Source organism: Sphingopyxis sp. CR5, assembly GCF_059693785.1.
In genome coordinates this window covers 82,109-94,722 of sequence record NZ_JCATIE010000008.1, presented here as the reverse complement: position 1 = coordinate 94,722, position 12,614 = coordinate 82,109, and the positions used below count along the sequence as shown (strand labels likewise).

Below are 12,614 nucleotides of genomic sequence, written 5' to 3'. Positions count from 1 at the left end.
GGTCATGCGGTTCAAACGATCGGTCGAGCGCTACGGGCACACGCCCGAGCCGGTGACCCCCTATCAGCGCGCGGCGCAGGTCTGGGACGAGCGGATCGGCTCGGCGCGCGTCCAGGCGCGAAACTGGCGGATCATGGCGCTCGGCGGGCTGTTGCTCTCGGCGGGGCTTGCGAGCGGGCTCGTCTGGCAGTCGGTGCAGAGCCGCGTCACTCCCTATGTGGTCGAGGTCGACCGCCTGGGCGAAGCGCGCAGCGTCGCCCCTGCGACAGAGGCGTATCGCCCGACCGATCCGCAGATCGCCTGGCACCTTGGCAGGTTCATCACGCACGTCCGCGCGCGTTCGCTCGACCCGGTGCTGATGCGCGAGAACTGGCTCGCGGCCTATGATTTCGCGACGCCGCGCGCCGCGCTCTTTCTCGGCGAATATGCACGGAGCGCCGATCCGTTCGCCGAGGTCGGCCGCCGCACCGTGTCGGTGCAGGTGACGAGCGTCGTGCGCGCGTCGGAGCGCAGTTTCCAGGTCAAATGGACCGAGCAGGCCTATGAGCGCGGTAGCCTTGCCGGAACGTCGCGCTGGACCGCGATGCTGACCGTCAAGCTGCAGCCACCGCGGTCGGCCGATGTGCTGCGGAAGAACCCGCTCGGTCTTTATGTCGATGCGATCGACTGGAGCCGCGAGCTCGAAACCCCCGCGGATCGCGTGGGCCCCGCGCAGGCGATGCCGGCGCCGGGCGAAATCCTGCCGCCCGGCCCGCCGGCCGATGCCGGTCGCATTCCGTCTACCCTCCTCGATCCGCTCGAAAGGAGCCAGCCATGATCCGCATCCTTCTCCTGTCGGCGAGCGTGCTGTCGCTTGTCCTTCCTGCTTCGGCCCAGCCCCCCGGGGCCGTGGCGGCCGCGAACAAGGCCGCGCTGCGCGAGCCGTCGCGCGCGGGCTATGTCGATGCGGTGCAGGTCTATCCCTATGCCGAGGGCGCGCTTTACCGGCTCTATGCCGCGCCCGGGCGCGTCACCGATATCGCGTTGCAGCCCGGCGAGGCGCTGACGTCGGTCGCCGCCGGCGACACGCTGCGCTGGACCGTCGGCGACACGACGAGCGGGAGCGGCGAGGAAAAGCGCACGCATATATTGGTGAAACCCTATTCCGCCGGGCTTCGCACCAACCTGATCATCACGACCGACCGCCGCGTCTATCGTCTCGAACTCGAAAGCCGCGCCAGCGGCGCGATGGCGGCGCTCCAATGGCGCTATCCGCACGACGAGTTGATTGCGCTGCAGCGCCGGGAGGCCGCTGCCATGGCGGCGCGCCCGATTGCGTCGGGGCTCGCGGTCGAACATCTCAATTTCGATTACGCGATTACGGGCGACAAGCCGGCATGGCGGCCCTTGCGCGCTTTCGATGACGGACGGCAGACCTTCATCGAGTTCGCGCCGTCGATTGCGGTGGGCGAGGCGCCGCCCTTGTTCGTGATCGGCGACGAGGGCGAAGCCCAACTCGTCAACTACCGCGTCGCGGGGCGCTATTATGTCGTCGACCGGCTGTTCGGCGCTGCCGAACTGCGCCTCGGCGGCAAGAAGCAGCAGGTCGTGCGGATAGCGAGCGTCCGGCCCAAGCGGAGGAAGGGCCAATGACCGAGCCTCTGCATCCGCCTGCCGGCGCACCGCCCGCCAAGGTCGACCCCGAGACGCTGGTGCTGCGCGGCGCGCCGGGGCGCGTGACCCGCTTCCGCCGCGGCGCGATCGTCGGCGTCGCCGCCGCCGGATCGGTCGCGATCGCCGGGGCCGCGTGGCTGGCACTCAAACCCGCGTCGCTCGCGCTCGTCGCGGCGAGCGACGACAAGGTGCTGAACGCGAAGGCGCCGCCCGACGCGCTGGCGGGTGCTCCGGCGAGCTATGGCGATGTTCCGCTGCTCGGGCCGCCGCTCCCCGGCGACCTTGGAAGACCGATCCTCGATCATCAGCGCCGGACGGGAATGGCGCTAGGCGAGCCGGCCGACGAGGCGGCGCGGCGCGCGGCGCAGGAAGCCGAAACCGAGCGCCAGCGCCTTGTTGCCGAAGCGCGCGCGGCGCGGGAATCAGGCGTCATGATGCGAGCAGGCGGCGAGGCGGGGAGGTCGCCGACCGCGACGGCTTCGGTGGCGGCGGCTACCCCTGAGGGGCTGCCGCCGCCACCGGCGGGGACGGCGCCCGGCGCCGACGGACAGATAGCCAGGGCGGCACCGATCGGGGGCGCCAATGACGGCGCCGACACCAATCCGCACAGGTTGACCACGCCCGCTTCGCCCTGGACCTTGCAGGCGGGCAGCATCATCGCCGCGAGTCTGGTCACCGGCCTTAACTCCGACCTGCCGGGGCTGGTCACTGCGCAGGTCACCGAAAATGTCTACGACAGCGTCACGGGGCAGTCGCTGCTGATCCCGCAAGGGTCGCGGCTGATCGGCCGCTACGACAGCGATATCGCGTTCGGGCAAAGCCGCGCGCTTGTCTTGTGGCAGCGGATCATTCTCCCCGACGGATCGTCGATCCGCATCGACAATGTGCCCGCGACCGATGCCGGGGGCTATGCCGGTCTCGCGGACCGCGTCGACCGGCATGGCTGGCAGCTCCTGAAGGGCGTCGCGCTGTCGACGCTGCTCGGCGTCGGCAGCGAGCTGAGTTTTGGCAGCAGCGAAAGCGATCTCGTCCGCGCGGTTCGCGAATCCGCGCAGCAGGGCGGCGCGCGCGCCGGCGACCAGCTTGTCGCGCGCAATCTCGAGATTCCGCCGACCTTGCGCGTGCGTCCCGGCTGGCCGCTTCGCGTCGTCGTTCACAGCGATATCATATTGCGGCCCTGGCAGGCGCGGGGGGATCGACGATGACCGGTATCAGCCTCAGGCAATTGCCCGATCGAACGCCGGTCAAGCTCATAATCCACCTCATGCCCGACCTTAACGCGTGCATCGCCGAATATGCCGCCTTCTATCGCGAGCAATATGGCCGCGAAGAATCCGTCGCCGACCTGATCCCGGCGATACTGGCGGCCTTTCTCGACAATGACCGCGCGTTCCAGCGGTTGCGCCGCGAACGGAGCGGAAAGGGGGGATGATGATAGCTTATGCTTCGCGTACCGGTACGCGCCGCAACCTCGATGCGCCGCGCCGCGCCGGGTGGAGGCTGATGGTATCGGCGCGTGGTGCGCTACGGACGGAAGGTTTCCGCTACGCTCTCGACAACGGCGCGTGGACCTCGTTCCAGCGCGGCGAGCCGTTCGACGAAGCCGCGTTCGAGCGCGCTATTGCCCGGCTCGGCGCCGACGCGGATTGGATCGTCGTGCCCGACATCGTCATGGGCGGCATGGCATCGCTGAAATTCTCGCGAACCTGGCTCGCCCGGCTCTGCAATCGTCGTTCCCTTGCCGAGGCGCGCTTCATGGTTGCCGTCCAGAACGGCATCGTGCCAGGGCATGTCCGCGACCTGGTGGGGCCGCGCGTCGGAATCTTCGTCGGCGGCAATACCGAATGGAAGCTGGCGACGATGGCGGGGTGGGCACGGTTCGCACACGCGCGCGGCGCAACATGTCACGTCGGCCGGGTCAACAGCGCGCGGCGTATCCGTCTTTGCGCGGCAGCCGGCGCCGACAGCTTCGACGGATCGGGCGTGTCGCGGTTTGCCGAGGCGCTACCGCCGCTCGATCTCGCGAGGCGGCAAGCCGATGTCGAAGGCTGGCTCTCGCGAGACGAAATCGCGAGCCTTGCTCCCCGTTCCTCGATGCCGAAACGCTGCAGGTAATGAGCATAGAGGAGCGCGGACGGCCTTCGAATGTCACCGCTATGGTGTCATTCTGACCGCCTTTTTGGACGTCCCTTCTAATCCGGTGTCCGAGACGGCATGCTATCATGTCCTCGCTTTTGGTCGCGATGGTGCGATGGGCGGAAGTCAATTACTGCCAGTTTGGCTGCGATCGCGGTCCGGTTCGGACGATTAATAAGCAGTAACCACATTCAAACTGGGGCATGTTGATGCCGTCGTTGCAAGCACGGGGGGTAGACTAATGCATGCAATCATGGGCGGAGCTTCGGGGGACTCGGGCGCACAAGACAAGCTTCAGATGATCGAGGCCGAAGTGGCCCGGCTGACCAGCCTCGTGTCGCAAATGGCGGCGCGAGATGGCGTCGCGCATGGCGGCATAAATTCCGTCGTGGAACGATGGTCTCATGTGCCGCCTGTTGCCATGCCGCAACCGGGGCCGGTGTCGTTCGACCGCGCGCGTGCGCGAATGGTCCGGCAGATCATCCGGGATCGCCGCAAGCGCGAGCGGCAGTTTCCTTCCTACCTCCTCGCCGATCCCGGCTGGGATATGCTCCTCGACCTCTATGCGGCACATTATGAAAGGCAGAAGGTTTCGGTCTCGAGCCTGTGCATTGCCGCGGCGGTTCCGGCGACCACGGCGCTGCGCTGGATAAAGACGCTGGAGGAGGAAGGCCATCTCGTGCGATCGCAGGATCCGCATGACGGCCGGAGGATATTTCTCGCCATGAGCGATACGGCGCGCGCAAAGATGGACGAATATTTCGACGATATCGAAGACTAGTTGGAAAAGTGGCGGTGCTGCAGCCGCTCGATGTCGGCCGGATCGGTGTGTTCGCCGAGACGGTCGTTCAGGACCTCGATCGCGGCATTGACCTCATTGCCCGCCATCCGGATTTCCAGCCGGTCGAGTTCGGCGAGCGCGACCCGCAACTGGTCCCTGACGGCACGGATGGCAATCTTGTCTTGCTCGCTGTCAGCCATGGTTTCCCCTCGCTGCCTCGCCCTCCTTCGCGGAAGAGGCGCAGCCGCTTAACAGATGCAAGCGGGCGGGGAAACCGGATTTAGGTCCCAGGTTGGGGCAGCGGTCCGCGGCGGATAAACGACAGCTCTACATCGCTTCCGACAAGGGTCGCTTTGATGATGCGGTCATCGGCCAGGATGGCCGCGGTCCGGATGACGGTGGTCACCGGCAGCGCCGTCGCATGGGATATCTCCGAAATGAGGTTCGCGCCCGCATCCATACTCTTCATGATCGCCATTGCGCGCAACAAATAGTCCGCCGACGGCTTCTCTCTATCAGGGTCAAACATTGTGAATTCCGTCCTTTGACGGTCTGCGGCTGCGCATCCATTCCCGAAGGAGTCTTCGGCGCGTCCTGTGCATATGGGCTGCCATCACGATCAGGATGATCTGGTAATAGGACCAATGGCCCTGACCGGCCACATAGGCGCGCGGGAGGATGTCCGGCGCGAGGAATTTGGCAATATGAGTGAGGCAGACAATCAGTTGAAGAGCGGGAAGGCAAAGTGTCCAGTAGCGGCGACTGGCCAGCGCCAGCCACAAAAACGCTCCGAAGAGGAGGAAGTCCACCAAAGCGACCAGACCGTTCGCCGTCTCATAATATTGGCCCGAGATATAGACCGTCAGGACAGTGAGCGCTGAAGCGCCGACCAGCGTGAGTATGGCAAGCCGGGCGTCCCGGTCGCCTGCGTAGAGAACATAACCGGTGGCGGCGAAAATCAGCGCTATGAAGATATAGCCCCAGATCATGGACGATCGTCCTTCTTATAATGTCGCACGACCTGGGGATATGTCGGGTCAGGCCGCCTGCGCGTCGGAGGCGGCGACGGCGTCGTCGTTGCGCCCTTGCGGCTCGAGAATCTTCACGGCGTCGCCCGCGGCCCTGACCCGGAAATTGCGAAGCCCGAGATGATTCTTGATGCCGTCCATTTCATGATGAAAGGCGACCAGCTTGGACCTGGCGGCGAAAAGCGACGCCACCGTGCCTTGGATATGGTCATAAGCAGTGTCGCCGACCACCGGCGAGAGTTTGACGGCCGCCTGGGCGTTGGGCAGCGAATTGACCAAAGCGCCGATCCTGGCGATCGCAAGATCGACCGCAGCTTCGGCTTCGGAGAGTTCGGTTGCGACCTTGTTCGCCGCAGCGAGACGTTCCTTGAGCATATTTTTACTCCCTCGACCGTCCCGCTCGGAGACGGCCCCCTCCGGGGCGTCAAGCATATCGGAAAGAAGGCTCAAACCGTTGACTACCGTGCCGAGCGCCACGACAAAGCCGAATGCGATGGCAAGAATGACGAGAATGCGCCGTCCCGCGTGAAGCTTGTTGGTGCCCCAAAAGAATGTAGCGATCGGATGGCTATCCTTCGACCGCATCTTCCCCCGGCGGGAATCTGCAAGAGAAACCAGCCTGCGAAGTCGTTCGCGGTCATATTCGTCGGAGCCGTCGCTTTCCCCCGTCGACGGCTTCTTGTTGCGTGAATTCGCAGCGTCCGGAATCCCCGAATTTTCATACCTCAATTTTGAGGTCTCACCATAAGATGCTGTATTATCTGTTGAAACTTCGGACCAATAGATTTTGGCCGCCTCGGCGCGATTACTTGCTCCCAGCTTTTCGCAAGCGGAGCGCACTCGGTCGTCGATTGTATGAGGCGAGAGATCGAGCGCGCGTCCGATCTGTTTGGAGGATTTGCCTTCGCCGACCAGCTTGAGGCACGCGCGTTCACCGGCGTTGAGTCGTTGCAGTCCACTGCCGGGTTGGTCCCGGTCTTCATATTCTCTAGGCATATCGTCCGACCCCCACAAACAGTCTCCCGTTCCTATACGGTGGTCCCTCAAGTCACTTAGGCTGTAGTTAAGTTGGTCGAAACCATTTTTTCTCGCGGCTGGCGCAGCATAGATTTACAGCATTGTTATCTATTGCGTATTTAAGGATTCCGTAGCGGAAAAATGACGTTCCCCGCCTAATCTCGGCTGCAGACGCGACGCGACAGGGGCGGGCGCTTGCGAATGCCCAAAGCGTGATTTGCAGGGCAGGATTCTCGATCTCCACCTCGACACTCGCACTCATATCCCTGTGGACACATGAGCGCGGCGGGCCAAGTCGGGACATCTGCCTTTGTGTGACCTGGCTCAAAGCCGGCCTGCTGTTATCGGCCGATGGGTCGCGAGACGTAGCCGTCGCAAAGGGGCGTTGATCAGTCTGCGCTATGGATTTTCACGCGCTCAGCTCTCGTCCTGAACGAGTTTGTTAGCCCCAAGGAGGGGCGGCGGTTCGGGAGCCCGGCGCATAGATGCCGACGACTCTGCCGATGAGGATATTCCGCACATATTCGTCTTCATAGGGGCCATCCATAAACCGAATTCGGTCGCCGCATGGCTTGCCTTCCAGCGTGATGAGCTGCTGGCCTGCGATGGATCCAACGAACCAGAGTTCTCTGGGCGTGGTCGAGCGATCCGGATTGCAGATATTCACCCACCTCTTGGTGAGTCCCGCAAGCGTTGCGCGCGAGCTGGTCTGCCATTGGATGAGATACATCTCCCCTTCATCCAGTTCGCGGTCGCGCGTATCTACGACCGCGAGTTCGCCTTTCCGGATGTGCGGAAAGCTCTCGCCCTCAATGTCTTCAAAGGCAATGCAACCGGGAGGGAGTTCGTCGTAAATGACGAACGAGCGCAGCCCCGGTTGTTGAGCATCGTGCGAAAATTCACCGGTCGTCATAGTGCCTCACTTTCGCCGCTCGAACTTTCAATCAGCGCACCCAACAACAGACATGGGATTTCCCGGCGGATCATCCGGGGGAAGCTGAGGTTGCTCGTACGGGGCGTGTCATTCAATATTGCACGATCCCGTTGGTAATCGTCCCGAAAACTGCCTTCCCTTTCCTCGGCCTTCCATTTCGTCGGCCTCTTCGATTGAGACGTCGTTGCCGAATGCCAGGAAGGACGTTTCCGAACGGTTGGTCGGCGAGGGGCGGCATTGGCGTGCCGCTGCTGTCGACACGCCAATGCCCCTTCGGCCGGGATATGGCGCCCGGCCTCGGTGGGCTCACTGCGGGTTCGCCGCCATTCCCACCTCCGCGCTTGATCCGCCCCAGCGTGCGGCGTCTCCCGCGGTCCCCGCGCTTTCGGGTCCGGGTCCCCATCGTTTACGGCAGGACCAGCTCGGTCCCCGCAGCGAGCGTGTCGATCTCGGCGATGCGCTGAAATTCCGCGAGATACTCCTGCCGATTGTGCGAGAGCCAGCGTACAACGCCTGCGTTTCCGAGGAGCTTCGCGACATAGCCGCGCGCGAGGGTCAGGTGCAGATTGTCGATGCCATAGCTGTCCTCGACCGACTTTATTCGCGTTTGCAGCACAGCCAGTTCGCGTTCCATGCGCGCGAGCTGCTGGCTGTTCGGACTCGCGTTCGCCTTGCCGTTCCTGCTCTTCGGTGGTTTTGCGAGCTGGTCGTGGGGCGTGGCGGCGAGGAGCGCCTTGGCAAAGGCCGCGGTGAAAACATTCTGTCCGATCATGAGGTCGGCGGCCTCGACTTGGCGCAGCGACGACATGCGGCGCAGCGTGTCGAAAACGGCCATCGGGCAGTTCGTCTCTTTCAGCATCTCGGCGGCGTCGGGGCTGATACCGTCGAGGAGCCGCGAGCGCCGTTTGACGGTCTGGATTTCGAGGCCGAGCGCATCGGCAATCTGGGCCGGGGCGACGCCGCGCTCGATCGCCCGGACGATCATCCGATGTTCCTGGACGGGAGGCAGGCGGTTGATGCGCTTGTTATAGCTGTAGGTATCCTCGTCCGTGGCGACGAGGCATTCGACCGATGCGATCGAAAGCTGCTTGAGGACCTCGATCCTCAAATGGCCGTCGAGCAGATAATATCGGCCGCAATCTCCCGGAGCCGCGATCACCACGGGCGCCTCGACGAGGCCGATGGCCTTGATCGAGCTCACGATCTGGGCATATTTCTTGCTCTCGTGGACGCCGTCGCGGAGCGTCTTCAGGGGGATGATCGATGCGATGTCCACGGTGACATAGTCGCGCTCGAAGGCGGCGCGCACCTGGCCTTCCGCTCCTGGTTCGGGGGCTTGAGGCCAGTCAGTCGAGGACATGGCCGGTCATCCGCAGTTCGAGCGCGCGCGGAATCTGCTCAAGCCCTTCGGCGCGAAGCAGCGTCGTAAATCCTTCGTCGGCGAGCAGGTCTTTGATCGCCTCGACGACGAACAGGAGCCGGGTCTGCGCGAAATCGGACTTTTTCACGAGGAGGCGCTGCTTTTCCGCTTCGCGCTGGTAAATATCCATGAGATCCGCTGCCGTCAGTTTGCGGCTGCTGCCTCGTCGCCCGAGGCGCCCCGGGTGCATGCCCTTATGTCCGCTTCTGAGGCGCATATCGAGGAGCCGGCGCGCGGCCGCGAGCTTCTTTCCGCGCAATTTGCCCGACTCATAGGCATCGAGCAGCAGGTTTTGCGCTTCGTCGCTTTCGGCGCGCGAAATCTCGACCGCGAGGCTCACCGGCAGGAGCCCGGTCTCGACCGCGGCGAGCAGCCGTTCTTCGCCGCGCTCGAGCAGTGTCAGGACGAGACCGACCCACGATACGCTGACACCGATCTTCCGGCTGATCTCCTGGTCGCTGTGCCCGCGCGCGTGGAGCGCCCCGATCTCCTTCATGATGTCGATCGGGCGATGGATGCGCCGCGCGATATTTTCCACGAGGCTCATCACGAGACATTCGCTTTCGGACGCCTCGATCACGACGGCGGGAATGTCGCTCTGTCCAAGCATCTGGAAAGCCTCGAGCCGCCCCTCGCCGCAAACGAGGTCGTAGCGCGGACCGCCGGGACCCTCGCGGCGGCTGACGGTGATCGGTCGTTTGAGCCCGATGGCCTCGATATTGTTCGCGATCTCGCGGTGCTGACGCTTGTTGCGCGCCCTTGGATTGAGGACGGTGATCCGCGAAATGGGCACCATCTCGATATGCTGAGGCGTCACGGCGTTCATCAGGCGGCCATCGCAAATCGGACCGGCGCCGCGATCTCGTAGAAATAGTCGAGACTCTCGAACCGGTAAGCGTCGAGGCCGAGGCCATTGTCTTCCGCGAGCCGCAAACGCCCGGCGGCAAGGTCAAGGTGCGGAAACAGATAATAGTCCAGCGGGACCTTGTTGGACTGGTCCATTCGCACCACGACCGTGATGTCGGGCGCCAAGGATGTATCGAAGCGCAGCTTCCAGCGCAGCAGCCCGGTGGGTGTCGGGTCGCAGCGCACGATCACCACGGAAAGGCTGAATTCGCCGTTGACCGTGACGTGGTCGGTCGCGGCGCCTTCGCCGACATCGCTCCCCAGGGAGCGCAGCCCATCGAGGACCTCTCGCAGAACATCGGGATGGAGCCGGCGCAGGGACCGGTTGATCTCGATGTAGCGATAGTCCCGGTCGGGCCTGAACCCGACCAGGCTGTAAGCGCGCAGCAGGCTTCCGAAACGCGAGCTGTAGGCGCTGCTCGAGGGCAGCGCATCGCTTTCGTCGATGATCAACCCCGAAAGAAGTCCGCGGTTTTCATACAGGCTGCGAAGCTCTGCGAGCATTTGCGCGTCGGACAAGCGGAACGAACGCGCGTTGATAATCGTGCGCGCGGCCTCGAAGATATCTCGCTCGACAATGGCGCGGAACACGCCGGGCGCGCGGATCCAGGTCTCGGGATCGTTCCGGACGCGCTTCTGTTTGAGCTTGAACGACTGCCGGTTCCAGACATTGTCGCCCACATATTTTTCGTTGATCAGAAGTTGATGAATGGTCCCCCGGGTCCAGGGACGACCAAGGTCGGTCTTGATTCCGCGAGCGTTCAGGTCATCGGCAATCTGATGCTCGGCGCGGCCGTCGTGAACGAATGCCTGATATATTTCGCGAACGATGGAAATCTCTTCGCCTGGACCCGGCGTCAGGATGACGCGATCGGTCTGAATGCTCTTCTGCTCGCCGCGTTTGAGCAGGCCTTTTTCGGTGCCATGTTCGTCGACGAGGGCTCGGCGTAAGCCAAAGCCGGCCGGCCCGCCCTGGCGAAATCCCTTCTCGATGAGGCGGCCCTGGCCTGCAAAAACCTTTGCTGACAACTCGCGACTATATTCACCCGCCATCGCGCGTTTGACGCCCTTGACGATCGTGGCGATGGGACTGCCATCATTGTCGAACTGCTCGGCACAATATTCGACGCTGATCCCGGCGCGTCGGCAAATATATTCATAATAGGCGCTCTCGTCGGCGTCCTGGAACCGCCCCCAGCGACTGACGTCATAGACCAGCACCATGGTGAAATCACTGGCTCCAGCCTGGACGTCCTCGATGAGCCGCTTGAGCGCATCGCGACCATGGATTTTGAGGCCGCTCTTTCCTTCGTCGGCATAGGTCTTAACGACCTCGATGCCGCGGGCTGCGGCATAGTGGCGGATCGCGTCGGCCTGGTTTTCGGTCGAATATTTCTGATGGTCCGTAGACATGCGGACATATTCCGCAGCGCGTATGATCGGGGACTTGCCTCGGTCTGGATCAGGATGATCGTGCCAGCTCGGCATTGTCGTCAGCTCCGTATCGGGGCGTCGGAATTGAACCAACCTCGACCCGTCGCAGCGCGTATTTCTTCGAGTCGATGTCGAGGAGCATCAACAAGTATAGGCTTGAAGGAGCAGCAACATGTTGCCGAAAACGGGCAGGAACCTGCACCAGGATAAGGACGAATTGGCGTTCGCAGCGATCATGTCTGAGGCGCTGACCGAAGGTCTCGGGTCAACGCACCAAGCCGTAAAAACCGCTATGCGCTGGACTGGCGCTAGCGAACGAAGCGTCAAGCACTGGCTCGCCGGCACGCATGCGCCGCGGGCCATACATCTATTGGGGCTGATCAGGCATTCCGATGAGGTGTTGAGGCGACTGCTGATCGCGTCTGGCCGCCGCGACGCGCTGATCGGCCTTGAGGTCTCAGCCCTGCGGTCGCGGCTTATTGACACGCTTGCCTTTCTCGACAAGCTGTTTCCTAATCTTCCGATCGCGACAGTTGGCGTTTCTGAAAGCCATGTTTCCGACGCGGCTGAAAACTAGATGCTTATGATTTCATCGCTTGCCAGAAGAGCGAGTCACTGCTGCGCTTCCTCTGACAATCCTGGAGGCGAAGCCATGTAGGTCTTGTCGACCTCGTCTTCGATAACGCGTGAATCTTCAAAGCTGTCGTTTGATTTCAGATGAGATCGCTGCCGAACGAACAAAAGGGAACAGGATGGCTAACATCTTGTTCTGTCATCGGGCGATCGTCCATCAATGTGCGGGCTTGGGTTCAAGAGGCCTCTCGACGGAAACGCGTTGGCAACACGCTTCACGACGTCAAGTTCGACGCGTTTCAGGTCGGCGAGCCGGGCTTCTGCGACGGGAATCGCCGCTTCGGCGGCGAGTGCGTCGACCCACGCCGCCTGCACGCGCGCGAGCCGGTCGAGCAGTCGAACACGGTTCTGCGCGCCAACGACCGCCACGTCGGCGCGCGCGGCGCCGATGCGCGCCTCGCGCTTGCCGCCGCGCTCCCAGGTTCGCTCGTACCAGCTGGTGGTTTGCGAGCGATTGAGCGGAGAATAGGGACCGGTGCCCGCAAAATCCTCGAAGTCGACCCCGACGACATCGCGCGGTCGGACGTCGGCCTGCAATATGGCGGAGTCCGCGGCCTCAAGGCGCGCGGCGTTCGCGGCAATGGCGGGATCGCTGAGCTCCACCCGCGCATGGCTGTGGGACTGAACAAGAAAGGGCCGGAGCCGCTGTGCGGTTCCGGCCCTTTCCTTTGA

At 63.2% G+C, this 12,614-nt stretch carries 16 protein-coding genes; 8 read left to right on the top strand and 8 right to left on the bottom strand.

The features are described from left to right. The first annotated feature begins 4 nt into the window (after positions 1-4). The 6 genes from trbF (at position 5) to AC58D2_RS13570 (ending at position 4,570) form a co-directional block, all read left to right on the top strand. Entirely contained in the window at positions 5-817 is an 813-nt protein-coding gene (gene trbF, locus AC58D2_RS13595; protein WP_497391200.1) for a conjugal transfer protein TrbF, read from the top strand. Beyond that, positions 814-1,632 carry a P-type conjugative transfer protein TrbG gene (trbG, locus tag AC58D2_RS13590; RefSeq protein WP_497391198.1) on the top strand — a complete coding sequence of 273 codons (819 nt, stop codon included), beginning with the start codon at positions 814-816 and terminating at the stop codon, positions 1,630-1,632. The genes trbF and trbG overlap by 4 nt, the downstream gene beginning before the upstream one ends. Beyond that, positions 1,629-2,858, top strand: a complete 1,230-nt coding sequence (locus tag AC58D2_RS13585) for a TraB/TrbI/VirB10 family type IV secretion system protein (protein ID WP_497391196.1) — start codon at positions 1,629-1,631, stop codon at positions 2,856-2,858. Before trbG ends, AC58D2_RS13585 begins: the two co-directional genes overlap by 4 nt. Then, the gene (locus AC58D2_RS13580) at positions 2,855-3,085 is read left to right on the top strand and encodes a DUF2274 domain-containing protein (RefSeq protein ID WP_497391194.1); all 231 of its coding nucleotides are present in this window, start codon (positions 2,855-2,857) and stop codon (positions 3,083-3,085) included. Before AC58D2_RS13585 ends, AC58D2_RS13580 begins: the two co-directional genes overlap by 4 nt. After that, on the top strand, positions 3,085-3,768 hold the full coding sequence (locus AC58D2_RS13575) for a hypothetical protein (protein WP_497391192.1): 684 nt from the start codon (positions 3,085-3,087) through the stop codon (positions 3,766-3,768). Before AC58D2_RS13580 ends, AC58D2_RS13575 begins: the two co-directional genes overlap by 1 nt. Positions 3,769-4,042: 274 nt before the next feature. Beyond that, entirely contained in the window at positions 4,043-4,570 is a 528-nt protein-coding gene (locus tag AC58D2_RS13570; RefSeq protein WP_497391190.1) for a winged helix DNA-binding protein, read from the top strand. Here the strand turns inward: AC58D2_RS13570 and AC58D2_RS13565 are convergent. From AC58D2_RS13565 to AC58D2_RS13530, 8 genes are all read right to left on the bottom strand, one after another. Then, complete coding sequence (locus AC58D2_RS13565) at positions 4,567-4,770, bottom strand: hypothetical protein (protein ID WP_497391188.1); 204 nt, start codon at positions 4,768-4,770, stop codon at positions 4,567-4,569. The genes AC58D2_RS13570 and AC58D2_RS13565 overlap by 4 nt on opposite strands. 80 nt (positions 4,771-4,850) lie before the next feature. After that, positions 4,851-5,099 carry a hypothetical protein gene (locus AC58D2_RS13560; RefSeq protein WP_497391186.1) on the bottom strand — a complete coding sequence of 83 codons (249 nt, stop codon included), beginning with the start codon at positions 5,097-5,099 and terminating at the stop codon, positions 4,851-4,853. Continuing rightward, positions 5,092-5,559 carry a hypothetical protein gene (locus tag AC58D2_RS13555; RefSeq protein ID WP_497391184.1) on the bottom strand — a complete coding sequence of 156 codons (468 nt, stop codon included), beginning with the start codon at positions 5,557-5,559 and terminating at the stop codon, positions 5,092-5,094. Before AC58D2_RS13555 ends, AC58D2_RS13560 begins: the two co-directional genes overlap by 8 nt. A 48-nt stretch (positions 5,560-5,607) precedes the next feature. Next, on the bottom strand, positions 5,608-6,594 hold the full coding sequence (locus AC58D2_RS13550) for a response regulator transcription factor (protein WP_497391182.1): 987 nt from the start codon (positions 6,592-6,594) through the stop codon (positions 5,608-5,610). A 463-nt stretch (positions 6,595-7,057) separates the two neighbouring features. Further along, entirely contained in the window at positions 7,058-7,528 is a 471-nt protein-coding gene (locus AC58D2_RS13545) for a hypothetical protein (RefSeq protein ID WP_497391180.1), read from the bottom strand. 427 nt (positions 7,529-7,955) lie between these two features. Next, positions 7,956-8,858, bottom strand: coding sequence for a plasmid partitioning protein RepB C-terminal domain-containing protein (locus tag AC58D2_RS13540; RefSeq protein ID WP_497391178.1), 903 nt, complete (start codon positions 8,856-8,858; stop codon positions 7,956-7,958). 37 nt (positions 8,859-8,895) lie between these two features. After that, positions 8,896-9,795: a plasmid partitioning protein RepB C-terminal domain-containing protein gene (locus tag AC58D2_RS13535; protein ID WP_497391176.1), complete on the bottom strand. Its 900-nt coding sequence runs from the start codon at positions 9,793-9,795 to the stop codon at positions 8,896-8,898. After that, a complete protein-coding gene (locus AC58D2_RS13530; RefSeq protein ID WP_497391174.1) occupies positions 9,795-11,363 on the bottom strand; it encodes a recombinase family protein in 1,569 nt (522 codons plus the stop codon). Before AC58D2_RS13530 ends, AC58D2_RS13535 begins: the two co-directional genes overlap by 1 nt. Positions 11,364-11,481: 118 nt before the next feature. On the opposite strand from AC58D2_RS13530, the gene AC58D2_RS13525 reads away from it, so the two are divergent. Together AC58D2_RS13525 and AC58D2_RS13520 are read left to right on the top strand one after the other, a co-directional pair. Beyond that, on the top strand, positions 11,482-11,886 hold the full coding sequence (locus AC58D2_RS13525; protein WP_497391172.1) for a hypothetical protein: 405 nt from the start codon (positions 11,482-11,484) through the stop codon (positions 11,884-11,886). Between the two features lie 140 nt (positions 11,887-12,026). Next, complete coding sequence (locus AC58D2_RS13520) at positions 12,027-12,614, top strand: hypothetical protein (RefSeq protein ID WP_497391170.1); 588 nt, start codon at positions 12,027-12,029, stop codon at positions 12,612-12,614.